23 protein-coding genes and 1 tRNA gene are annotated in these 23,067 nt (G+C 66.6%); 7 read left to right on the plus strand and 17 right to left on the minus strand.

From position 1 onward, the window contains the following. Positions 1–97 precede the first annotated feature (97 nt). Together ACFWU2_RS08065 and ACFWU2_RS08070 are read right to left on the minus strand one after the other, a co-directional pair. Positions 98–1,225 (minus strand): class I SAM-dependent methyltransferase, encoded by a 1,128-nt coding sequence (locus tag ACFWU2_RS08065; RefSeq protein WP_378603607.1) that lies wholly within the window; start codon positions 1,223–1,225, stop codon positions 98–100. Next, complete coding sequence (locus ACFWU2_RS08070) at positions 1,219–1,578, minus strand: hypothetical protein (protein ID WP_378603610.1); 360 nt, start codon at positions 1,576–1,578, stop codon at positions 1,219–1,221. The genes ACFWU2_RS08065 and ACFWU2_RS08070 overlap by 7 nt, the downstream gene beginning before the upstream one ends. A gap of 161 nt (positions 1,579–1,739) precedes the next feature. Between ACFWU2_RS08070 and ACFWU2_RS08075 the strand changes: the two genes are divergently transcribed. Beyond that, positions 1,740–5,225 carry a protein kinase gene (locus ACFWU2_RS08075; RefSeq protein ID WP_378603613.1) on the plus strand — a complete coding sequence of 1,162 codons (3,486 nt, stop codon included), beginning with the start codon at positions 1,740–1,742 and terminating at the stop codon, positions 5,223–5,225. Between the two features lie 117 nt (positions 5,226–5,342). Continuing rightward, positions 5,343–6,362: a magnesium transporter CorA family protein gene (locus ACFWU2_RS08080; RefSeq protein ID WP_378603616.1), complete on the plus strand. Its 1,020-nt coding sequence runs from the start codon at positions 5,343–5,345 to the stop codon at positions 6,360–6,362. A 28-nt stretch (positions 6,363–6,390) separates the two neighbouring features. On the opposite strand, the gene ACFWU2_RS08085 is transcribed toward ACFWU2_RS08080, so the two are convergent. After that, positions 6,391–6,552, minus strand: coding sequence for a hypothetical protein (locus ACFWU2_RS08085; protein WP_378603619.1), 162 nt, complete (start codon positions 6,550–6,552; stop codon positions 6,391–6,393). A 137-nt stretch (positions 6,553–6,689) separates the two neighbouring features. Here ACFWU2_RS08085 and ACFWU2_RS08090 point away from each other — a divergent pair, with 137 nt between their 5' ends. Further along, complete coding sequence (locus ACFWU2_RS08090) at positions 6,690–6,890, plus strand: CsbD family protein (protein ID WP_378603622.1); 201 nt, start codon at positions 6,690–6,692, stop codon at positions 6,888–6,890. Positions 6,891–6,960: 70 nt separating this feature from the next. Here the strand turns inward: ACFWU2_RS08090 and ACFWU2_RS08095 are convergent, their stop codons facing one another. Beyond that, entirely contained in the window at positions 6,961–7,152 is a 192-nt protein-coding gene (locus tag ACFWU2_RS08095) for a hypothetical protein (RefSeq protein ID WP_378603625.1), read from the minus strand. 280 nt (positions 7,153–7,432) lie between these two features. Between ACFWU2_RS08095 and ACFWU2_RS08100 the strand changes: the two genes are divergently transcribed. Beyond that, positions 7,433–7,573, plus strand: a complete 141-nt coding sequence (locus tag ACFWU2_RS08100; RefSeq protein ID WP_169652516.1) for a hypothetical protein — start codon at positions 7,433–7,435, stop codon at positions 7,571–7,573. Between the two features lie 4 nt (positions 7,574–7,577). Here ACFWU2_RS08100 and ACFWU2_RS08105 read toward each other — a convergent pair whose 3' ends face one another. Beyond that, positions 7,578–9,299 (minus strand): hypothetical protein, encoded by a 1,722-nt coding sequence (locus tag ACFWU2_RS08105; RefSeq protein WP_378603628.1) that lies wholly within the window; start codon positions 9,297–9,299, stop codon positions 7,578–7,580. Positions 9,300–9,490: 191 nt separating this feature from the next. On the opposite strand from ACFWU2_RS08105, the gene ACFWU2_RS08110 reads away from it, so the two are divergent. Next, positions 9,491–9,643, plus strand: coding sequence for a hypothetical protein (locus ACFWU2_RS08110; protein ID WP_378603631.1), 153 nt, complete (start codon positions 9,491–9,493; stop codon positions 9,641–9,643). Positions 9,644–9,884: 241 nt separating this feature from the next. Here ACFWU2_RS08110 and ACFWU2_RS08115 read toward each other — a convergent pair whose 3' ends face one another. Beyond that, entirely contained in the window at positions 9,885–10,211 is a 327-nt protein-coding gene (locus ACFWU2_RS08115) for a hypothetical protein (RefSeq protein WP_378603634.1), read from the minus strand. Positions 10,212–10,646: 435 nt separating this feature from the next. Between ACFWU2_RS08115 and ACFWU2_RS08120 the strand changes: the two genes are divergently transcribed. Then, positions 10,647–11,390, plus strand: a complete 744-nt coding sequence (locus ACFWU2_RS08120) for an ANTAR domain-containing protein (protein ID WP_378603637.1) — start codon at positions 10,647–10,649, stop codon at positions 11,388–11,390. Between the two features lie 165 nt (positions 11,391–11,555). On the opposite strand, the gene ACFWU2_RS08125 is transcribed toward ACFWU2_RS08120, so the two are convergent. Then, complete coding sequence (locus ACFWU2_RS08125; RefSeq protein ID WP_378603640.1) at positions 11,556–13,163, minus strand: CHASE3 domain-containing protein; 1,608 nt, start codon at positions 13,161–13,163, stop codon at positions 11,556–11,558. Between the two features lie 365 nt (positions 13,164–13,528). Here ACFWU2_RS08125 and ACFWU2_RS08130 point away from each other — a divergent pair, with 365 nt between their 5' ends. After that, entirely contained in the window at positions 13,529–14,026 is a 498-nt protein-coding gene (locus ACFWU2_RS08130; protein WP_378603643.1) for a hypothetical protein, read from the plus strand. A 62-nt stretch (positions 14,027–14,088) separates the two neighbouring features. Here the strand turns inward: ACFWU2_RS08130 and ACFWU2_RS08135 are convergent. From ACFWU2_RS08135 to ACFWU2_RS08180, 10 genes are all read right to left on the minus strand, one after another. Beyond that, positions 14,089–14,162 (minus strand) — tRNA-Leu (locus ACFWU2_RS08135). A gap of 12 nt (positions 14,163–14,174) precedes the next feature. Continuing rightward, positions 14,175–15,128 carry an exopolyphosphatase gene (locus ACFWU2_RS08140; protein WP_378603646.1) on the minus strand — a complete coding sequence of 318 codons (954 nt, stop codon included), beginning with the start codon at positions 15,126–15,128 and terminating at the stop codon, positions 14,175–14,177. Further along, positions 15,125–15,652 carry a DUF501 domain-containing protein gene (locus ACFWU2_RS08145; RefSeq protein ID WP_169621523.1) on the minus strand — a complete coding sequence of 176 codons (528 nt, stop codon included), beginning with the start codon at positions 15,650–15,652 and terminating at the stop codon, positions 15,125–15,127. Before ACFWU2_RS08145 ends, ACFWU2_RS08140 begins: the two co-directional genes overlap by 4 nt. Beyond that, positions 15,649–16,353 (minus strand): septum formation initiator family protein, encoded by a 705-nt coding sequence (locus tag ACFWU2_RS08150; RefSeq protein ID WP_378603649.1) that lies wholly within the window; start codon positions 16,351–16,353, stop codon positions 15,649–15,651. Before ACFWU2_RS08150 ends, ACFWU2_RS08145 begins: the two co-directional genes overlap by 4 nt. Positions 16,354–16,361: 8 nt before the next feature. Continuing rightward, positions 16,362–17,648, minus strand: a complete 1,287-nt coding sequence (gene eno, locus ACFWU2_RS08155) for a phosphopyruvate hydratase (RefSeq protein ID WP_378603652.1) — start codon at positions 17,646–17,648, stop codon at positions 16,362–16,364. Between the two features lie 139 nt (positions 17,649–17,787). Then, positions 17,788–18,549 (minus strand): lytic transglycosylase domain-containing protein, encoded by a 762-nt coding sequence (locus ACFWU2_RS08160; RefSeq protein WP_378603655.1) that lies wholly within the window; start codon positions 18,547–18,549, stop codon positions 17,788–17,790. Between the two features lie 47 nt (positions 18,550–18,596). Beyond that, complete coding sequence (locus tag ACFWU2_RS08165; protein WP_378603658.1) at positions 18,597–20,012, minus strand: sugar transferase; 1,416 nt, start codon at positions 20,010–20,012, stop codon at positions 18,597–18,599. 253 nt (positions 20,013–20,265) lie between these two features. Further along, the gene (locus ACFWU2_RS08170) at positions 20,266–22,038 is read right to left on the minus strand and encodes a putative bifunctional diguanylate cyclase/phosphodiesterase (RefSeq protein ID WP_378603790.1); all 1,773 of its coding nucleotides are present in this window, start codon (positions 22,036–22,038) and stop codon (positions 20,266–20,268) included. A gap of 125 nt (positions 22,039–22,163) precedes the next feature. After that, on the minus strand, positions 22,164–22,589 hold the full coding sequence (locus ACFWU2_RS08175) for a hypothetical protein (RefSeq protein WP_378603661.1): 426 nt from the start codon (positions 22,587–22,589) through the stop codon (positions 22,164–22,166). Next, a complete protein-coding gene (locus ACFWU2_RS08180; RefSeq protein ID WP_378603664.1) occupies positions 22,586–23,050 on the minus strand; it encodes an effector binding domain-containing protein in 465 nt (154 codons plus the stop codon). Before ACFWU2_RS08180 ends, ACFWU2_RS08175 begins: the two co-directional genes overlap by 4 nt. Positions 23,051–23,067: the final 17 nt, after the last annotated feature.

Here is a 23,067-nt window from a genome sequence, read left to right on the forward strand (position 1 = left end):
CGCTTCTGTCCGCTCAACGCATAAGCCGGGGCAGAAGTTCCCTTCCCTCCGACCGCCGTGACGGTCGCCGCAGAGCAGACCCCGGACGAATCGGACTCTACCGGGTGCGCACCGATCGAGTCACGGTGAACTTGGGGTTGCGGCCCTCGACACTCGTGGCGCCGACTACCCGTTTCAGGATCGGGCGGTAACGCAGGTGCGAGTTGTACACCGTCCACATCTCTCCTCCCGGACGCAGAATGCGACCCGCCGAGGCGAACATCTTTTCCGCGGCGCCGGTGTGGACGGCCGCGCCGATATGGAAGGGCGGGTTGCACACCACGAGGTCGACGGAGGCGTCGGGCAGCGAGCCTGCGACGTCGTCACGGAGCGCATCGACGCGGTCGGCGACGCCGTTCGCGGATGCGGTCGCCGCGGCCGAGGCCACCGCTGCGGCCGACTGATCGGTGGCGATCACCCGGATGTCCGGGTGCTGCCGCGCGAGCATGGCAGCCAGGATGCCGGTGCCGCATCCGAGGTCAACGGCGACGGATGCGCCCGGTGCCGTCCGCGGCAGGAAGTCGAGGAGGAAGCGGGTGCCGATATCGAGTCGCGGGCCGGCGAACGCGGCACCGTGCGCGACGACGACGAGGCCGAGTTCGGGGAGGGTTTCCCGGACCGGGTAGGTGTTCGGACCCGGAATCGGTCCGCGCGCGGTCACCACGCGCGACTTCTGTCTCCCCCGCGATGCCCGGACCTCGGCGAAAGATCGTGCGAGCACGTCGTTCATGGCGACGGTGATGTGCTTGTCCCTGCCACCCGCGAAGACGACGACCTCGGGGTCGGCGTGCCGGGCGATCGCTTCGGCTGTCTCGGTGAGCGAGCCGAGCGAACGCGGCAGGCGCAGGAGCACGACGCGGGCGCCGCGGAGGAGGTGGTCGTCCAGTCCGTGTGACGCGTACCGGTCTGCGAGGTTCTCGCGGGACGCGTTGGCGGCCAGGGCGCGCTCGGCCACGATCGAGTCCTGATGGACACGCAGGCCGGATGCCTCGTAGCGGACCGCCGCGCCGAGGGTCAGCGCACCGTACTGGTCGTCGATCACGACGACGGTGCCGTCGGGAGCCGCGTCGAGGGCCGGGCCTGCTTCGTCGAGGATGAGCCGGTCCGCCGCATCGACGGCGAACAGATTGGGCGCTTCCACATCCGGGAAGCGCCGCAACCTGTCGAACAGCGGGTCTGTCAGCACTCGCCCTTGCCGGCGTTCTCGATGGCGCGGAGCGTGTCTGCCTGCTGCTCTACGTCGAGCTCCTGCCACTGCGGGAGCTGCTGCTGCGCATCCGCGACGGCCTGCGCTGCCTGGGCACGATCCTGTCCCCATTCCTCGAGCTCGTCGAGGTACGGCACGAGAGCGTCGCAGTTCTCCTCGTAGCTGTTGCCGAGCTGCACGCCTGCACCACCTTGCGCCGACGACGCGCTCGTGGTGGTTGTGGTGGTCGTGGTGGTGGTCTCGTCGGCCGATGCGGTTCCGTCCGAGGATCCGCACGCCGACGCGAGCAGGACCACGCCTGCGCCGAACAGCGCCGCGACAGTCTTCTTCATTGATGTCCCACTTCTGATAGCAGTGTTGTTGGACCGGGCCGTTGGCATCGTTGCCAGGGTCCGGTCGGATCACGGTAAACGAGGGCGTCCGAACGATCCGCGTCGGGAGTGCACATTTCGGGACTACGCTGAAGAAACGGCCCGGCGAGGTGATCGAAACGATGCCCGATTACGAACTGATCTCCACTCAGCGCGCCCCGGCGCCGACCGTGGACACTGCCGAAATTGTGCGTTCCCTGGCCGATGCGGGATTCACCGACGCCGAAGAAATCGGCCGCGGCGGTTTCGGAATCGTCTTCCGCTGCCGACAGGACTCGCTGGACCGGACGGTCGCGGTGAAGGTGCTCCGCACGACCCTCGATCCCGACAACCTCGAACGATTCCTGCGGGAGCAGCGCGCGATGGGCCGGCTTTCGGGCCACCCGAACATTGTCAACGTGCTGCAGGCCGGGACCACGGAGTCGAACCAGCCGTATCTGGTGATGCACTACCACCCGCACGACTCGCTCGACACGCGGATCCGCAAACACGGCCCCTTGCCGTGGCCGGAGGCGGTGCGGATCGGAGTGAAGGTCGCAGGGGCACTCGAGACCGCCCACCGTGCGGACATCCTGCACCGGGACATCAAGCCGGGCAACATCCTCATCACCGAATACGGCGAGCCCCAGCTCACCGACTTCGGTATCGCGCACGTCGGCGACGGCTTCCGCACGACGCCCGGGATGATCACCGGATCGCCGGCATTCACCGCGCCCGAGATCCTGCGCGGCGAGCAGCCGACACCGGCATCGGATCTGTACGGGCTCGCCGCCACCCTGTTCTGCGCGATCACCGGTCACGCGGCCTTCGAACGCAAGGAGGGAGAACGGGTCGTCGCCCAGTTCGTGCGCATCACGTCCGAGCCCGTACCGGATCTTCGAGGCTCCGGTATCCCGGATGATCTGTGCGTCGCCCTCGAACGCGGCATGGCCCCGGATCCCGAGGACCGGCCTGCCTCCGCCGCGGAGTTCGGTGAGCTCCTCCGCGGAATCGAGTGGCGTCACGGTCTGAAGGTCGACGACATGGCGCTGCCCGGGTCGCCGCCTCCCGACCTCACCGACGCGCGGGCAGCCCCACCTCCGGAGGCGGGCCACCCGCCGACCGCTGCCGTCACTCCGCATTCCACCGCCCCCGCCACCCGTTTCCGTCCTCCGCCGCCTGCTCGGCCGCTCGTCCGCCGAACCCGGTTGCTTCGCCTGCTCCGCTCGGGCCAGCGTCGGCGGCTGACTGCCATCCACGCTCCGACCGGTTTCGGGAAGTCGACCCTCGCGGCGCAGTGGCGGGACGTGCTCACAGCCGAGGGTGTGCCCGTCGCCTGGCTCACCGTGGACAGCGACGACAACAAGGTCCTGTGGTTTCTGGCGCACCTGATCGAAGCCGTCAAGCAACTCCGCCCCGCGCTCGCCCGCGACCTCGAACAGATTCTGCAGTCGCACGGTGACGAGGCGACCCGGTACGTCGTGAGTACGCTCATCGACGAGATCTTCCGGACCGGCGAGCCGATGACGCTCGTGGTCGACGACTGGCATCGGGTCACCTCGCAGGAAACCGTTGCGGCTCTCGACTTCCTGATCGAGCAAGGGCCACCGAATCTGCACGTCGTCGTCACCAGCCGCAACCGGGCCGGGTTACCGCTCAGCCGCATGCGCGTGCGCGACGAGTTACTGGAAATCGACTCGGCCGCATTGCGTTTCGATGACCAGGAGTCCGAGGCCTTTCTCCGCGACGTCGGGGGCCTGCAACTGACTCCCGACGACGTACAGCAACTGAACAACACCACCGAAGGCTGGGCCGCTGCCCTGCAGCTCGCGTCTTTGTCGTTGCGGGACAGCGACGATCCGTCGGCCATGATCGAGAATTTGAGCGGGCGGCACCACGCGATCGGGGAATACCTTGCCGAGAACGTGCTTTCCACGCTCGAGCCGGAGATGTACGAGTTCCTCACGGCGATTTCGATCACGCACTCCATCTGCGCCGGACTCGCCACAGCCCTGACCGGCGAGCCTCGAAGCCAGGCGATGCTCGAGGACGCGGAACAACGCGACCTGTTCCTGCGCCCGGTCGACGACGAACGCGTCTGGTTCCGCTTCCACCACCTGTTCCGCGAATTCCTGCGCCGGCGCCTCGAAGCCGACCATCCCGAGCGCGTCCCCGAACTGCACCGCGCCGCCGCGCAGTGGTGCGCGCGCCATCACCTGATCCGTGAGTCCGTCGACCACGCGCTCGCCGCCGGTGACACGGCATCAGCGGTGGACCTGGTCGCCACGGACGGCATGTACCTGGTGGAGCAGGGGCACATGGGCACCCTCCTGGCCCAGATCGACAAACTGCCGCCCCGCGCGGTCGCCGACGATCCCCGATTGCTCCTGAGCCGCATCTGGGCCGACGCGGCGCTGCAACGGTTCTCGGAGGCGCGGGCGGCGCTTGCTGCCATTCCGGCCGCATGCGCCCGAAGCACTCTCCCGTCGTCCGAAATCGATGCGCTCCTCGTCGAGACCCGTGTTGCCGAAGCGGCGATCCTGATGAACACCGATCAGGTCCGCGGCATCGCGGAGTTGGTGGAACCTGTCCTCACCGAACCCCAGGACGTGCGCCCCTGGGTGGTGGGCTCCGCGTCCGTCTTCGCGTCCTACGCGGACCTCCTGTGTTTCGAATTCGACAATGCGCGGCGGCGGCAGGAGTGGGCGCGGCCATACCACGAGCGCACACGCGGGCAGTTCGCGTCGATCTACGGGTTGTGCCTGTGCGGAATCGCCGCGAACGAACAACTCGACGTCGCGGGGGCCGAGGAGTACTTCCGCAGAGCATTGCGCGCTGCTCGGAACAGCGGCGGAATCCACACCCATGCGGGCCGCCTCTCGGCTGCGATGCTCGGCGAAATGATGTACGAGCAGGGACGAATCGCTGAGGCGGAGGCATTGCTCGACGAGAGCAAACTACTCGGAATCGAAGGTGGCATAGCCGATTTCATGATGGCTCGCTTTGCCACCGCGGCTCGGCTGAAGTTGCTGCGGGGAGACAGGGATGCCGCGCTCGAACTGCTCGACGAGGGACTTCGTGCCGCGTCCACCCACGATCTTCCGCGGCTGCGAGCACGAATCGAGAACGAGCGGCTGCGACTGGGTTTCGACCCCGAGGTACCGCCGCACCGAACGAGGCCGGATCCCGATACACCCCTCGCGGTGGGACCGGAAGAGGTCACCGCGCAACTCGAGGACGCCACCGCCATCCGTCTGCTCTACCGCACCGGTGAGCCGGCCGCCGTGGCCGAATCCGTCGAGTGGGCACGGTGGTGGCAGCGCCGGACCGCAGACCGTCGCCCGCGAACTCACATGAGTTTCACCCGGCTCGTCGTCGCATGTCTCCACGCGGCCGGACGGTACGAGGAAGCGGAGCGAACCGTTGCGCCGCTCGTCGCGCTGTGCGGGGAACGCGGCTTGGTGCGGCATCTCATCGACGGTGGCCCACACGTGGTTGCGGTGCTCCAGTCGTTGCAGGACAGGGTCAACACCGGCACCGTGCCCGGCGGGTGGCCCATCGTCGACGGGGCCTTCCTCGCCGAAATGCTCCGACTGGCCGACGCCGAAGGTGTCGGCACCCGAATGTGACGGCCGGGGCGGTGGCGCCCAGAGATACGCCCCGCCCTGCCATCACCCGGGACGAACCGTTCGAGAACACGTGCTCGACCCGGCACGCACCGCGAGCGAGTCGGGCAGACTGCGAGGATGACCACCATCCACGACGGACAGGTCCGCACGCGGGTGTGGCGGAACGGAAAAGTCGAGGATGAAGATTTCCCGTTCGCCGACATCTCGGACCACCTGCAAGACCCGGACTGTCTCCTGTGGGTGGACCTCCTCGATCCGAAACCCGAGAGACTGCTCGCGCTGGCGGAGGAACTGAGCTTCGACCCCCATGCGGTGGAAGATGCGCTCGCGCGCGGCGAACGCACCAAAGCCACGCGCTACACGACGCACACCTTCCTTACCGTCTATTCCACGCACCTCGCGACCGCCCCTGATCCGACGGTCGAGGCGTACGAATCCCGTCTGAACACGACACGGATTTCGGCGTTCCTTCTGCCCGGGTGCCTGGTCACCGTCCGTAGCCGCGGCCTGTTCGACATGGACGATGTGGTGACCCGCTGGGACGCAAACCCCGACCTGCTGAAATTCGGCACCGCTGCGTTGCTGCACGGCCTGCTCGACGTGGTCGTCGACGGGCAGTTCGACACCATCCGTGACCTCGACGATGCGATCGAGGAGATCGAGGACGGGTTGTTCGCCGACGACGCCCGGCCGAAGCAGATCCAGCGGGATGTCTACAGGCTCCGCAAGGAACTGGTTCAGCTGCGAAGGGTCGTGCTGCCGATGCGAGAGGTCGTCAATGCGGTGCTGCACTTTCGCGCCGAGCACGGAATCGCGGCCGGACTGGACAGTTGGTACACCGATCTCTACGACCACGTTCTCCGTGCCACGGAGTGGACCGAATCGCTACGCGACATGGTGACTTCCGTCTTCGAGACGAATCTGTCGCTGCAGGATGCCCGCCTCAACACCGTCATGAAGAAGCTGACCGGTTGGGCCGCGATCATCGCGGTGCCGACCGCGGTGACCGGATGGTTCGGAATGAACGTGCCGTTCCCCGGATCGGGCGAGGAAATGGGCGTCCTCGCGGTCTCGGTCATCGTTCTCTTCTCCGCGACCGGGCTGTACGTGCTGTTCAAACGCCGCGACTGGCTCTAGGTTCGAGCGCTCCTTGTCCGGGCGATCGCTAGAGGAAGACCATGATCAGCGCGATGATCAGCGCCACGATCACCAGCACCGTGACCACGCGCCACACCCCCGCTGCGCCGCCACCGGATCGGTTGCGCGTCAGTTCGGGATCGGCATCGGGGGCATCGCCGATAGGGTCGCCGCTGTTCGGGTCGGACATTGCTCCTCCTCATGGGTCTACCCAGGCAGTGTGACACGGTCGGCGGCATTCGGCGCCGGTTGCGAGTTCGCGGTTTCGCTGCGTGCCGTCCGGGTACCCGGAGAGAGAACCGTCCGTCAAACAAGGAGGACCGACCGATGGCCGATTTCATCGACAAGGCAAAGCACAAGGCAGAAGAACTGGCCGGTAAGGCCAAGGAGCACGGCGGCAAGGCCACGAACGATCGTGACCTCGAAGCCGAAGGTAAGGGCCAGCAGACGAAGGGCGGCGTGAAGCAGGCCGGAGACAAGGTCAGCGACGCCGCAGACGACGTCAAGCGGGCGTTCAAGCAGGACTGAGAACTCTGATACTCAGGCCGGGGGCCGCGCACATTGTGCGCGGCCCCCGGCCGTGTCGAGTGGGACAACCTCAGGACGCGCCCTCGGTGTCGTCGAAGAAGTGCCAGGTTCCGTCTTCGTCGTTCTGGGCCTCCATTCGCCAGCCGAGTTCGCTGTTGTCGGCTCGCTGGTCGACGAACCACGCGTGCGCGTCGTCGGCACTGGCGATTTCCTTGGTCTCGACTATGTCGCCCTTGGGATCGATCACTCTGTAATTAGCCATGCCCGAGTACTTCCCGGCAGGGCCCCGGCCCTAAACCTCCTTTTCCGACCGCTCGCGCCGCGCCGCCCCCGCCGTGTCGCACAGCGGGCGCGCGGCCCAGGGGTGTAGGGTGGAGAAATCGCACGGCTCGCAGCCTCCGAGCTATCTTCTTCGGACGGGCCTCGATGATCTTCTTCGATCTGCACCCGAGTACCCGCGCATACACCGCGCGACCTCGCTGTTTGCACCTCGTCGCTCCCCTTCGGCCGGAGTTGTCCGCGCCGAACCCGAAAGGACCACCATGAGTAGCTACACCGAAGCAAACAATCCCTTGTTCCTGCAGCCGGTCAACCCGAACGAGCCCGAGCAGGCCGAGCCCGTCGCGCCTGCCGCGCAGGTCGGTCCCTACGACTACAGCTCGATCTTCTCCGGTCGCCCCTGACGGCCTACGGTGTCGCGAACTCCACGAGAGCTCGCGACACCGGTTCGCCGCGCCCGTCGTTTTGATCGGCTGCCGCGGTGAGAACGTCGATGTGGTTGTACCCGGGAAGGGTGATCGCCACCGCGTTCGGATGGTCCGACGCCGGGAGCGTGATTCCACCGCTCCCGCGCAACGTGAGGACCGGGTTCCTCGTCACCCCGTCGCGGTACAGATGATGCGCCGCAAACGACGGCGCCGTACTCTGCGCGAGATCCGACGGTAAGCGCATCGGGAAGTACCACTCGGTGAAGTCCAACGGGGGCTCGGACAGGTTGCGCGCCAACTCGTTTATCGATGTCACCTCACCGGACCGAGAGGTGTACCGGCCCTCCTCCGGCAACGACGCTTCGGTACCCACCTCGTCGTAATCGAGCCACCGGTAGATCACTTCGGGGTCGCCGTATACCGCCGGCGACGCCTTCGGGGCGTCCCCGAAGGATCCCGATTCGAGTATCTCCGGAGTGGACGGCACCGGGAACACCTTGTCCTGCACGGGCCCTCCGGTCATGAACCCGACACTGGCCTGCAAGAACCCCAGCGGCTGTGAGTTGTCGTCGAGGAGGGCGCCGAGCACGGCTTCGTTGGTGGCGTTGAGCGTCCGCACATCGGGCACACCCGTTGCGAACATCTCCGGATCCTTCGCCAGCAAGGTGCGCAGCGTCCAGTTCACATTCGCGTTGTCGGGCATCCGCGACACGATGTCGTTGACCCCGTCGGGGTCCAGCCGAGCCGCAAGTCCTGCCAGCGCAAGGGTGTTCGTGGTTTCGGGGTTTATGACGGCGGGAAGTTGCAGCACCGGACTCGCGGTGGACGCCGCCCCGAGGAAGACCTCGAGCGGTGCGGCCAATGCTTCGGGTACGTCGGGCTGCTGCCCGGAACTCGGGAACGGCGCGCCCGCACGAATGACGGTGTCGAGCGCAAAATAGCCCGAGCACTGGTTGTAACCGGCGTCGTCGGTAGTGGCGGGGTCGGCGTCGAAATCCCATTCCGCGAAGTAGCCGGTGATGAAACCGCCCATCGAGTGGCCACCGCAGAGCACCTTCTCCTTGCGGACCTTCTGGTCCGGAAACTCGTGTCGCAGTATGTCGTACTGGTCCCGCAGGGTCTGCTCGAGACCGACATGTGCGAGCCAGGCGACATCGGAACCTGTCGCATGTCCTTCGAAGCGTGCGCCGTCGATCTCTGCGTCGTGGAAGTAGTAGTCGGTGGCGGTATCCAGATCGCCCGTCTCGAGCGCGGCGCGCATCCCGACGTGGTCCTCGAGACAGTTGGAGCGCCGGTCGAGTGCCCAGAACTCGACGTGCAGGCCGCGCTCGGATGCCGCGACCACCGTATTGCGTGCCACGCTCTCGAATGCCCCTGCGCCCTCGAAGATTCCGGGCTGTGCGACGAAGATGCGATCGGCATCCGTGGACTCCGCCGGACCGTCGACCGACCGCCACCGCAGATACGACACTCGGTCGCACTCCGGCGGGCGCGGTCCCACCTCCGGCGGTAACGGCACGGCGATGGACACAACCGAACCCGCAACCTTCGCGGCGAGCGGCGCTGTAGAGAGGTAGGGAACCTCGGTCCGGTCTCCGGCCTGAGCGTGGGCCACGCCGGGAAGAACCACCATCCCGGCACCAGCAGTCGCCGCAACCAGCACCGACATCGACGCCCGCGCGACCGCATCCACAATCTTCATGTGTCCCCCCACCCGATTCCCTCGGATCGAACCGCACCGGGTGGCGTATGGCAAGCCCGCCGTCCGGATTTTGTCGATTCCACCACGGTGGCTGCAACGGTGACGTGAAATACCACGTTCGGGCGGCCGAGACCCGGGTGCCACACACGAGCATCTGGCTATTTCCGGCGAAGAAGTCCATTGTTCATCGCATGCAGTCGGTTCTGTGGGCGCTCCTCGCGTGGTGTGCGGTGTCGGTGACGACAGCGTTGGTCGTCGGTCGTGTCATCGCGATCCGCGACCGGAAGGAAGCGCCCTCGTTCGCCGGGAACGACGAGGACAGCCGTGACGCGCAGGTCCGGTGAGGCGCGGCGCTCCGGGACGGTCCCGGCCGCCGTCCGGGCGGCTCGTCGGCCGATCCGGACTCGGCCGGGATCGAACGATCCCGGAGCCCGCGTCGTACTACCCGTTCAACGTCGCCGAAGGTCCCTACCGATAACGCCGTTCGTCCTCAATCCTGACGACCTTCGGCTCGAAAACGGTTTCCGGCCCGTATTTCCACGCCGGGTGACGGGGACGGCCGGCTGGGGATATAAGCCTCCGGCGTCACTTGCCCTTGTGCGAACGGCCGCGTTCACTCGACCCACGGCTGCGGCGCCTGCGGAGGAAGTTCGACACCGCCAGCAACGATTTCGACGTCTTCGTCGGATGCCCTTTTCGACGCTGCAGAACACCGGCAACGAGAGACAAACCCCCGGCGACCAGCGGAACTGCCAACGACAGCAGCACCCATCGACGGACCGGCTTACTGAGCAGAGCCCACATGTGAAGTCCTTTCACCCCATACGCCGCCTCGTCGATCGAGGCGGCGGTCGTGCCATCCACGGGATGACCGACGTCTTCCCCCTTATCTATGCCCAGAGTGCCCGCCACCTATTCCCTCCTGCGGCGATGAAGATCATCCGGCACAACGCGATCGGATTCGGCGTCGCAGCAGGAAAAAGCCCCTTCGAGGGCCCGGCAGGGAAGGATCGGTGCCCCTTCCCCTCGGGTACGATTCCTCGGGGTTAAAGAGAAGCCCTTGATCGTCAATCGTGTCCGCGGTGTCGAGTGCGAGTTTTCGAACCGGCGGGATCGGGTCTGTTTCAGGAGAAACCCTTCAATGAAAGTTGTTCCCGCGTCGAATGCTCGGCCGGTCTCCCTTCCCCGCGGTCCAGCGGGAATCGGGGCTTCGGATCGCCGCGCGTCGCGTCACCGGTGGTGCCCGCCGAGCACAGTCGGCCGATACCCGTGTTCGTCTGAGCCGGAAGAGGTCTCGAGTACTTCCGAGGGCATGCACCGAGATTCCGGTCGCCCGGTGATCACCGCATGACGGGCCACGACGGGAACGGATCCTCGACCGTCACCCCGGCGTCGAACAACGCCGATCCGGCAACCGTGTTCACTGCCCTGGCCGAGATCTTGTACGGCGGCGCCGACGCTTCCGAGGTGTATTCGGCGATCTGCGTGGCCGCAACCCTGCTCGTGCCCGGCTGTGACCACGCGAGTGTGATGCTGCGCCGCAACGGAGAGTTCGTCCTCGTCGCCGCCAGCGATGATGTCGCTGCGGCCATCGATGCTCACGAGCGGCACCTGGGTGAGGGACCCTGCCTGGACGCGATCGAGGAGGAGGTGCCGCAGATCGAAGCCGATCTGCGGAACGGCTCGTCGTGGCCCGCACTCGCCGGTGCGGTGGTGGAGTCCACTCCCGTGCGCGGAGCAATGGGTTTTCGGTTACTGATCGACAAACGGAAGGTCGGGGCACTGAATCTGTTTTCGGATACTCCCGGCGCGTTCACTTCCGCGGCGGCCGACCACGCCAGCATGCTCGCGGCATTCGCCTCGGTCACTGCCACCGCAGTCGGGCGTGGCGAAGACATCGACTCGCTGCGTAGCGGTTTGGTGAGCAATCGGGAGATCGGCAAAGCAGTCGGGCTGGTAATGGCCTCCCAGGACCTCACAGCAGAGGAGGCGTTCGACCTACTGCGTCGCACGTCGCAGCAAGTCAATCTCAAGGTTGCCGATCTGGCGCGCAGCGTCGTCGAGAATCATTCCGTCGGCAAGGACCGCTGAGCCCCGACGGCGGCGTGAGCTACTCCTCTGAACTCACGCCGCCTGAGTCCGAACACCCGCCCGGGCAGATGTCAAACCTCCCTCTCCGGTACCCCGCCCTCGCCGCACGGAAACCCGCGGGATCGACAGCACCGCCCTGTGCCTCCCAGCGGCGCCCGAGCGACCCTAGGCGCGCGCCGCGTCCGGCAGATCCGCGGGGTGAACCGCTCCCGATGGGCCCAGCTCGGTCTGGGTCTTCGCCCCGACGAGTGTGAAGCACACGCGGGCTCCCTCCGTCCGGTCGGTGTCGATCCAGATGTTGCCGCCGTGGTAGTCCACGATCTTTCTGCATACGGCCAGACCGATGCCGGTCCCGGTGTAGACGTCCCGGGCATGCAAGCGCTGGAAGATGACGAAGACCTTTTCCGCGAATTCGGCGGGGATACCGATGCCGTTGTCGGTGACAGCGAACTCCCAGCCGGCGGCATCGTTCTCCGCGTCCACCCTCTCGCACGTGATCCGGACGACGGGAGGCCGGTCGGGATGCCGGAACTTGATCGCATTGGCCAGTAGGTTCTGCCAGAGCATCGTCAGCAGGGTGGGGTCACCGGTCAGCTCGGGCATCTTCTCGGGACGCTCGATGCGGGCCTGCGCCTCGTCGATCATGATCGCGAGATTGGACTGCGCCTTGTCCAAGGTCTTGTCCAGGTCCACGCGCAAACGCGCGTCGTTGACTCGGCCCACTCGGGAGAACGCCAGCAGGTCGTTGATGAGTACCTGCATACGTTTCGCCCCGTCGACCGCGAACGCGATGTACTGGGCGCCCCGGTCGTCGAGCTTGTCGCCGTAGCGCTTCTCGAGCAACTGGCAGAAGGAGGCAACCTTGCGCAGTGGTTCCTGCAGGTCGTGCGACGCAACGTAGGCGAACTGCTCGAGTTCGGTATTGGAGCGGCGAAGCTCGTCTGCCTGGGCATCGAGATCGGCGGTCTGGCGAGTTAGCTTGTCCTGCTGCCGGCGTGCATCGGTCAATGCCTGGGCGATGTGCTCGCGCATCGCTTCGACGTCCGCCGCAAGGTCCCGGATGTCCTTCGGGCCCTGCGGGTAGATGTGCTGATCGAAGTTCCCGTCACCGGCAACCCGTCGTGTCGCTGCCCGCAGCCGGAGAAGTGGCGTGGCGACCAGGTTGTGCACGAGCACCACCATGAGTGCGCCGGTGAACAAGAACCCCACCACCATCGCCACGAGGACCGAATTGCGGACAGTGCGAGCGTGCACGAGCCCCTCGTAACCGTCCGCCTGGGCCTGGACGAGGATCGTGTTCTGGTCCTCGAACTGGGCGCGCAAGAGGTCGAAGGCGGCACGTCCGCGTTCGATCTCCGCGATATCGGTTCGCCCCGTCCCGCTCGGCGGCGCATCCACGAGCGGCTCTGCGTACTCGGCACGCCACGCCGCCGCATTCGACGTGATGGCGTCGAGATTGGCGAGCGCATCGCTGTGGCCGGCCATCAGGGTGCGCAGCCGCTCCACGGAGTTCTGCTCGGCCTCGCGCCCGGTGAGGTACGGCTCGAGGAAGCCTGTGTCTCCGGTGAGGGCATAACCACGCGCGCCGGTCTCCTGATTGAGCAGAGCAGACTGGAACCGGTACGCCTCGACCTGCGCCGGCTGGATGTCCACGACCAACTGGTCGGTGATCCGGGCGGTGCGGTCGATGAAGTAGGTACCGATAACCGTGCCCACCAGAAGGAACACCGCCAAGGCTGCGAACGCAACCTGAAACCAGCCCTGGACAGTCATCCGGGAACGGATCTGTTCGCTCCTGGGTTCCGGTAACGAAGGATCTCTCATGCTCGCTTAGGTCCTGTTCTTTCCACTTCGCGCCGCACACCGGTCCGATGTCCGCGTGCGCTTCCGATCCGAGCGAGACGGGACGACCCTGCACGCGGCAGGGGTACCCGACATCGAGAACACCGCCGTAGCGTACTGGGAGGAATCGGACACCGGTAATCGCACGACGGTCGACCGTGACGAGCGGTGTGTAGCCGTGCCCGAATTGCCGCCATCATCGCCGAACCGAGGACGCGAGCACGACCACGTGACATCGTTAAAGGGCTGGCACCTGCATGTTCACCGAGCACCACACCGTAGGCCTGGAGGCCACCATGCTCATTCTCCTCGGACTCGTTCTCCTGCTCGCCGCAGTTGTCGTCGGGGTTGTCGGCGTATTGACCAACAGCGGTGAGGAACACGCACTCACCGACGGGTTCTCCGTCTTCGGCTACGACGTCACGGGCTCCACCGGGACACTGTTCCTCTACGGCATCGTCGTGGGCGCTGTAGGTCTGCTCGGGCTGGCCCTGCTCATGTCCGGGGCACGGCGATCGTCCCGGCGAGCCAGAACTGCCCGCCGCGAGGCGAAGGACGCTCGCAAGGAAGCAACGCGAGCGCAGGAGGACCGGGACCGCATCGCGGAACAGAACAGCACGCTCGTCTCGGATGCGAATACCGCCCGCACCACACCTGCCACCGACACCACACCCACTACCGGGACGACACCCAGTGGCACGTCATCACCCACCGACACGACATCACCCACCGACACGACGTCGCACGGCGCCCATCAACGCGGCGCACGGCACACGGGAGAAGAACGGCCCTGAACGGCCCTGAACGTTTCTGGGGGCAAGGCCAACTGCGTCGATCCTGTCGACGTCGCCCGAAGTGCCCCCAGTCGGACTCGAACCGACACTTGGCGGATTTTAAGTCCGCTGCCTCTGCCAATTGGGCTATAGGGGCGTCCGGAACACCCTAACGCGTGACGGACTGGGCGATTCCGTCCAGGATGTCGTGCTCGCTCACGACGAGTTCGGTGATGCCGGCGCGGCGTCGGAGTTCGTCGGCGAGGACGGTGGTGACGATTGCGCCGCCACCGATGACGTCCACGCGACCGGGGTGCATCGGCCCGAGAGCAGCACGTTCCTCGCGCGTCGCCGCGAGCAGTCCGTCGCACACCTGCCGGAGGCGGCCGAATCCGACGGTCGACAGATGCACTCTGTCGGGATCGTAGGTGTCGAGGTCGTTGCCGAGCGCGGCAAGCGTGGTCATGGTGCCCGCGACTCCGACCCAGGTGCGGGCGCGCTCGACAGGAACGTGCGCGAGCGCCTCTGCGATCTTTTCCGCGGCGATCTCCCGGGCCGCCGTGACCTGCTCGGCGGTGGGCGGATCGTCGTGCAGACACCGCTCCGTGAGGCGCACGCACCCGATGTCGGTGGAATACGCTGCGTGAACACCGTTTTCGTCGCCCAGCACGACCTCGGTGGAGCCGCCACCCAGATCGACGACGACGAACGGTCCGCGGGCGGCATCGAGTTCACCGACGGCACCGGCGAAGGACAAGCGCGCCTCTTCGTCACCGGTGATGACTTCGGCTTCGGCGCCGGGAATCACGGCTCCGAGCACCTCGCGGGTCATGGAGAAGAAGTCTTCCCGATTCTGCGCGTCGCGAGTCGCCGACGTCGCGACCATTCGCACCCCGGTCGCGCCGGTGTCGCGAATGATGCCGGCGTACTCGGTGAGCGCCACACGGGTTCGCTCGATCGCCTCGGGCGCGAGACGGCCCGTCGCATCGACTCCCTGCCCGAGCCGGACGACGCGCATCAGCCGGGTGACATCGGTGAGGGTGCCGTCGTCGGCGATGTCCGCGACGAGCAGGCGAATGGAGTTGGTACCGCAGTCGATGCCCGCTACGCGAGAGACACTCACTGCGCTTCCCCGCGGAGTTCGGCGTAGGTCGGCCAGTCCGCAGGAACAGCGGTGCCGCGCAATCCGGCGTCTGCGGCGAGGGCGACGGATTCGTCGCCGAGCCGGTTGAGACCGGGGCCCTTCGCGAGCGAATGCGCGATCAGAACGTGCAGGCACTTGACCCGGTCGGGCATGCCTCCGCCGGTGAAATCGGTACCCAGCGATTCGATGGCGTTACGTTCGGCGAGGTACGACTCGTGGGCACGCCGGTACGAGGATGCAAGCTCGGGATCGGTGCCGAGCCGTTCGGTCATTTCCCTCATCACACCTGCGGACTCCTGCCGGCTCGCTTCCGCGGTGAGCCGGGGGTCGGTCAGGTAGTACAGCGTCGGGAACGGTGTGCCGTCCGGCAACTTCGGCGCGGTTTTGACCACGCCGGGCACGCCGTCGGGGCAACGGTAGGCGATGGCCAGGACGCCGCGGGGTTCGCGCCCGAGCTGTGCTGCGACGGCGTCGAGGTCTTCCTGCGTCACTGAATCGGTCACCCGGGGATATCTCCTGGTTCTGGGGGTGCCACAGGCATCGGCTGCGGCAGTGGTTCGGTTTCTGGTTCGGGAGGCGGTTCGGCCACCGAACGCCACAGGTCGCTGTACCAGGCTCCGGTGGTCGGCGACTCCGGTTCTTCTTCTTCGAGTTCGGGCGGCACGTCGCCGGGCAACTGCACCATGTAGGGAACGTCGCCGGGCATCACGAACCGCAACCGCTCACGTGCCTGCGCCCGGATCCACGCGGGGTCTTCGATGTGCGCCTTCTTTTCTTGGAGCGCGGCGATCTCCGTCTCGAGCTGCTCGCGTTCGCGAGCGAGCTGCTCGGCTTCGGAGCGCTGGCTCACGTACGTGCGCAGTGGCACCGCGAGAGTCAATGCGAGCGCACACACGACGAGCGCGAGGATGGCCGCGCGACCCGTGGACAGACCGAGAAAGGTGCGTTCCTGGTTCCGGCGCGCGGCGTCGGTCGCACCGACCCGGGTGGGCCGGGCGCGACCGGAGGCTCCGGAACGCCCGCGGCCGGGCGAGGAATGGACGGGGTCCTCGCGTCCGGCCGGACGGGCTCCGGCGCTCTCGGTACCGCTGTCGACCGGAGCGGTAGATCCCGTGGGGCGTGCCCGGCTGGGCCGCCGCGCACTTGCCGCACCTTCGGTGCGGGCTCGACGGGCGCCGGGCCGGGATCTACCGCGCTGGTTCATACCGGATTTCAGCCCTCGAGGTTGAACCGCGGGAAGGCGACTTCACCCGCGTAGCGGGCAGCGTCCCCGAGGGACTCCTCGATGCGCAGCAGCTGGTTGTACTTCGCCACGCGCTCGGATCGTGCCGGTGCGCCGGTCTTGATCTGGCCGCTGCCGACCGCAACTGCGAGGTCGGCGATGGTGGTGTCCTCGGTCTCGCCGGAACGGTGGCTCATCATCGTCTTGTACCCGTTGCGGTGCGCGAGATCCACGGCATCGAGAGTCTCGGTGAGAGTGCCGATCTGGTTCACCTTCACGAGCAGCGCGTTGGCGGCACCCTTGACGATGCCCTCTTCGAGCCGCTCGGGGTTGGTGACGAAGAGGTCGTCGCCGACGAGCTGCAGCTTGCCGCCGAGCTTGTCGGTGAGCGCGACCCAACCGTCCCAGTCGTCCTCGCTGAGCGGATCCTCGACGGAGACGAGCGGGTACGCGGCGAGCAGTTCGGCGTAGAAATCCGCCATCTCGTCGGCGGTGCGATTCTTGCCCTCGAACGCGTAGCCGGTGCCCTCGGTGTAGAACTCGGTGGCGGCGACGTCCAATGCCAGAGCGACATCGGTGCCGAGCTTGAGACCGGTCTTCGCGACGGCCTCACTGATCAGGTCGAGTGCTTCCTTGGTGCCTGCGACATCCGGCGCGAAACCGCCCTCGTCGCCGAGCCCGGTGGCCAGTCCCCTGCTCTTGAGCACGGACTTGAGCGAGTGGTACACCTCCGCACCCCAGCGCAGCGATTCCTTGAACGTGGGCGCGCCGATCGGAGCGACCATGAACTCCTGGACGTCGACTCCGGTGTCGGCGTGTGCACCACCGTTGAGGATGTTCATCATCGGCACGGGCAGGATGTGCGCGTTCGGGCCGCCGATGTAACGGAACAGTTCGAGACCTGCCGATTCGGCACCGGCCTTGGCAACGGCGAGCGACGCTCCGAGAAGTGCGTTGGCGCCGAGACGACCCTTGTCGGGCGTGCCGTCGGCATCGAGAAGCGCCTGGTCGACGGTGCGCTGTTCGGTTGCGTCGAGTCCGATGATCGCCGGCGCGATCTCTTCGAGGACCGATTCGACGGCCTTCTCGACACCCTTGCCCCCGTAACGGTCGCCGCCGTCACGCAGTTCGACGGCTTCGTGCTCACCCGTGGACGCCCCGGAGGGTACCGCAGCGCGGGCGAAACTTCCGTCCTCGAGCAGCACCTCGACCTCGACCGTCGGGTTGCCCCGGGAGTCGAGGATTTCGCGGGCTCCTACCTGCTCAATGATGGCCACTGGCTGATTCTCCTTCGATGGACTTCACGCTGCGGTGTCTGCACGCTGGGGACAGCCTAACCGGCGCGACCAGGGTGTGAGGCACAGGCGCGCGTCTGGGACGCGGCCGTGACCCGCCTGGACCGTGCTCGACGGTCTGCTACGGACGTACGCCCACACCGTACGCAGCCGCGCGGTCGCGTACGAGTGTCATGTACTCCCCCGAACGGTTGTAGGCCATCAGGGCTCGCGTCCACCCTTCCGCACTGTTGAGGTCGCCACCGCGGTCGCACAGGTAGCGTCCCGCGCTGAGCGCGGCGTCGTCGATGTTGTCCGGGTCCGCCACACCGTCCCCGTTGGCGTCCACGCCCCACCGCTCCCATGTCTCGGGAATGAACTGCATCGGGCCCATGGCCCGGTCCAGCAGGGAGTCGCCGTCGAGCCTGCCGCCATCGGTGTCGCGGATCTCGGCGAGGCCGGGACTTCCGTCGAGCGGCACCCCGCGGATCTCGGGTGTCGCGGTGCCGTCGGGTGCGAGCGTCGCGCCGCCGTGGCGCCCGTGCCGGCTCTCGACGCTGCCGATTCCGGCGAGGGTCGTCCAGGCGAGGCCGCACTCGGGCCGCGTGGCGGCCAGCACCGCCGCGGCGTGTCCGTACGCTTCGAGCGCCACCACCGGGATGTCGAGCGCGTCGGCCTGGGGTTGCGCCCATTCCCCCAGCAGTCCCGCGGTTCGCCCGGGGCCTGCGAAGTCGATCGGGGGAACTTCCGTACCGCGTGCGGGCGGCACGCCGTCCGGGATGGCGATCCGGGGCTCCTGCGGCACGGTGAGGCTGATACCGACCGCAAGGAGGACGACCACCCCGAAGATGCCGAAGAGGGCGAACGGCCAGGGTGAACGACGTCGGCGCGGTGCTTGGTACACACCTCCATCCTCCACACCTCAGGTCGGAGGTCCTGCGATCGGCGCCGTCAGTAGGCACCGTCCCGGCGCAGGACCGCGCCGACGGTACGACGGAGAATGGACAGATCCATGGTGAAACTCCAGTTCTCCACGTACCGGAGGTCGGCTCGGACGGACTCCTCCCAGGAGAGGTCGCTGCGGCCACTGACCTGCCACAATCCGGTCAGACCCGGCTTGACGAAGAGTCTGCGGTGCGCCCCGTCCTCCCCGTAGCGCGCCACCTCCGATTCGAGAGGGGGCCGGGGACCGACGAGCGACATGTCACCTCGGACGACGTTCAACAGCTGAGGCAACTCGTCGAGCGAGTAGCGCCGGATCACCCTGCCCACCCGCGTGATGCGCGGATCGTCGTGCGCCTTGAACAGCACGCCGGCTCCGGCGTCGAGTTCGAGAACGTCGTGCAGTCGCTGATCTGCGCCCGGCACCATGCTCCGGAACTTGTACATCGTGAACCGCGCTCCGTCACGGCCGACGCGGGTCTGCCGATACAGCACCGGCCCGGGGCAGTCGATCCGCACTGCGAGCGCGACGGTGAGGAGAACGGGGGCCAGCACCACGACGATCGCGAGGGCGGCCACCCTGTCCAGGATGTTCTTGACGACCCACGCCGGGCCGCTGTAGCGAGGAGCGCTCATCCGCAGCAGCGGCAGACCCGCCATCGGCGCGATGTGCAGCCGCGGGCCGACCACGTCCATGAGAACGGGAGCGATCAGCAGTTCGGAACCGATCTCTTCGAGGTCCCAGCTCAGCCTGCGGGTCCGGGTGTGCGTCCACCGCCCGGACGGCAGGAGCGCGACCGCATCGAACCGGTGCCGCTCGGTCAGGGCGACGATGTCGTCGTGGGTGCCGAGCACACGTACGCCGTCGACGAGCGAGGGCAGGGCGTCGGCTCGGCCGGCGGAAGAAAGGCAGACGCCGTCCACCCGCCATCCCAGCTTCAGGAGGTCTTGTGCACGGGTGATGATTTCGTGTATCTCCTCGGCGTCTCCCGCCACCAGCACCGAGTGCACGCAGCGTCCGGTACGACGGAATACCGCGACGGCGTGCCGCAAAATCCTGCGGACGACGAGTGTGAGGCCGAGACCGATGGGGAGCGCACCGAACACCCACGACTGCCCCTCTGCGGTTCCCCATGCATATCCGGCGATCGACATGAGCGCCAGAGCGAACAGGTACGCCCGCACGACGCGCCGGTACTCCCCCGTGCCCGCCCCCAAAACCCTGGGATCCCAAGCACGTTGAGCTGCGAGGGCCGCCATCATGACGAGCGGAACGGCCGCCACGACGGCGCCGGTCCGGTGGTCGGCCACTTGCGGCCACGTGTGGTAGCCGAGAGCGACGACGACGAGCGCTAGGACGATGCACAGGAGGTCGCAGCATCCGGCCGCTGTCTCGTACCGGCGTTGCCACCGCGCCGGCCACACCACCCGTTCCCGGACGGTTCTGCTCGAAACGATCCGATCCCGTGCCGGCCTCCTGTGACCCGCTTTCCTGCGGTGAGCCCCCTCGGCCGTAGTGGTCTCGGTCCCGGCGGTGCCCGTTGAGATCAGGCCGTTCGAGATCACATGGTCTTCGCGCTTGTACATCACGGTCACCCCGTTCGGAGGAATCGGATCCACCCGACCGCAAAAAACATACCTCTGGTTTGTTTATTCCGCAATAACAAACTACTTGACTTCAGGTGGCCCGGAGCACACCGTTGCCCCGCCCGGTCACCCAGGGCAGGTCGATGTACCCGGACCTCACCATGTCCTCCACCGTCTCGGGCGGCTTCGGCGTGCTCAGCAGAAAACCTTGCCCCCGTCTGCATCCCAGCTCCAGGAGATAGGGCACCGCCCCCTCCGCCTCGATACCCTCGGCCACGAGGTCCAGACCGAACGACGTCGCGAGTCCGGCGATGGAATTGACGATGACCCGGTCACCTTCGCTGCGATGAAGATTCTGAACGAACCCCTTGTCGATCTTGAGCGTGTCCACCGGCAGCGACTTGAGGTGACCGAGCGAGCTGTATCCGGTCCCGAAGTCGTCGATCGCGATTCGGACTCCCAGCCGTTCGAGCCGCGAGAGAGTCGCCCTGGTTCGCCGCAGGTCACCGACCACGACATTCTCGGTGATTTCGAGACAGACCTCGGCACCCCTCAGTCCGTGACACCTCAACATCGACGCGACCGACTCGTCGAACCCCACGGTCACCAACTGGACCGGTGAGACGTTGATGCCCATCACCAGATGGAGTCCGGGAATCTTCTTCTTCCACGACGCGAGCTGTGCACACGCCGTCTCCATCACCCACCTGCCCAGTTCTCCTGCAAGATTGGTCGATTCGGCGACATCGATGAATTCGGCGGGCGCAAGCGTGCCGAGAACCGGATGGTTCCAGCGCACGAGCGCCTCAACCCCGAGGATCGCTCCCGAACGCAGATCCACCTCCGGTTGATACTCGAGGATCAAGTGGTCGTCGTCGATCGAGGCCCGCAGATCGAGTTCGATGCGGGTCCGGCGCTCGCCTTCGTGGTTCATGTCCTCCGTGAAGAAACCGACGCTGTTGCCGCCCTGCACCTTCACCACCATCATCGCCTGGTCGGCGCGACCGAGGAGCGCCACCGAGGAGATCTCCCCCGGCTCACCGAACGCGATTCCGAGACTCACTCCGCGTCCCACCAATTGGCCGTCGAGAGAGACGGATTCGCCCAGCACCCGCTGGATCTGCTCCGCTCGCTCCCACGCGTCGGCCGGTGTGGCCGAACCGGCCAGGACGACGACGAACTCGTCGCCACCGAGCCGGGCCACCAGGTCGACCGGACGGTTGACCCGCATCAGCCGCTCTCCGATCCTGCACAGGTACGTGTCGGCGGCACGATGCCCGAGGAAATCGTTCAGCGCTTTGAGGCGGTCGAGGTCGAGAAACAGCACCCCCACCGGTCCCGGATTCCCGGGTCGCAGTCGTTCGTCGAGGTGCTCGAGCAACGCCCGTCGACTGGCCAGACCCGTCAGCGAGTCGTGATATGCGGCGTACCGCAGTTCGCCCTCGGCCCGAACCCGTGCTTGCACCTGCGCGAACAAGGCGGCGATGAGGCGAAGCGACTCCATCTCGTCTTCGGCCCAGGTGCGGCCCCGCGCGCCCACCAGACCGAGGGTTCCGGTGGTGATGTCCCCCCAGAGCAGCGGTATCGAAGCAATCGACTTCCCCGGCGCCGGCGCCGGCAACACATGGAGATCCTTCGAGTTTTCGGAGTCGGCCATGACCGGACCCGCATCGCGGAAATGCAGCACACCGGAAGAATCCGGACCGGGGTCGTGCACCCGCGGGGGCCACTCGGCAACGAGCACGGTGACCGCGAGGTCGTGATCGTTGTATCTGAGGTAGCAGGCGTCGACCTCGAAGTGGTCGGCGAGAAGCTCGAGAACCCGGTCGAACACCTCGCGATGCGTGGCCACATCGGCGGGCATGAGATGTGCCGCCACCCGGGTAACCAGGCTTTCGAGAGTCGAGGACGAGCGGACCACGCCTTCTCCCTTCGATCGCACCCCCGCATGAGCTCACAGTGCCGTATCGACAAGCGGGCGAAGGCCCTTCATTCCAGGGAGATATACAGTTCCATTTCGCCGGCCGCGGGAAGATATGCGACCTCCTCGCGGAACGCCCGGGCGATGTCGCCCTCCTTTTCGGCGATATCCACCTGGGTCCACACGTCTTCCCACGGGTCCGTGCTCGACCCGTCCGGAGTGAAGCGTGCGGCGTACTTGCCGGTCACGCGGATCAGCGAGTCACCCACCGCGAGACTGCCGACGTCGTCGCAGCGATATCCGGCCACCGCCGTCCATCCCACCTCCGGATTGGAGACGTAGACGACGGTGACGTCGCGCAGACCTCGTGCGCGGAGTCGCTCCAGGGTGAAGGCCAGCAGATCGTCGCCGGGACGCCCGGACCCCGGCTCGATCCCCGGGACCACCAGACCGCCGACCGCACATCCGCGCATCTTGACGATGGTGAATGTCATTGCTGCGCACCCGATGTGACATCCCTGATCGATATGTACAGCTCGATGCGATAGGCGTGCGGGTAGCACTCGAAATCGCCCGTGAACGCCCGCACGATCTCGCCGCGCCCCTCGGCCCTCCAGATCTGCCGCCACAGCTCACTGAACACGTCGGGAAAGTGACTCCCCACCGCGGAGAACTTCGCATACAGACCGGACGGAAGCCGGGACACGACATGCCCCGGCTGGACCTCGTCGAGCGTCCGGCAGCAGTACCCCACCGTTTGGGTGTAGTACGAACCGATATCTTCCGCGTGATCGGTGTAGGTCGACGCAAGGGGCCCGCCGGCGTCCTGCTTCAACACTGCGGACCAAGCCCGCTCGAGGTGTGGGTCTCTCAGTTTTCCCAACGCCCGGCGCGGACTCCGCACGGGCAAGCCTGCTACCAAAGTTTCTTCACGCTCGACAATGCAGAACGCCATCGGGCAATCCCCCTCCA

Origin of the sequence: Rhodococcus sp. NPDC058639 (genome assembly GCF_042717545.1) — a bacterium.
GTDB lineage: Bacteria > Actinomycetota > Actinomycetes > Mycobacteriales > Mycobacteriaceae > Rhodococcus.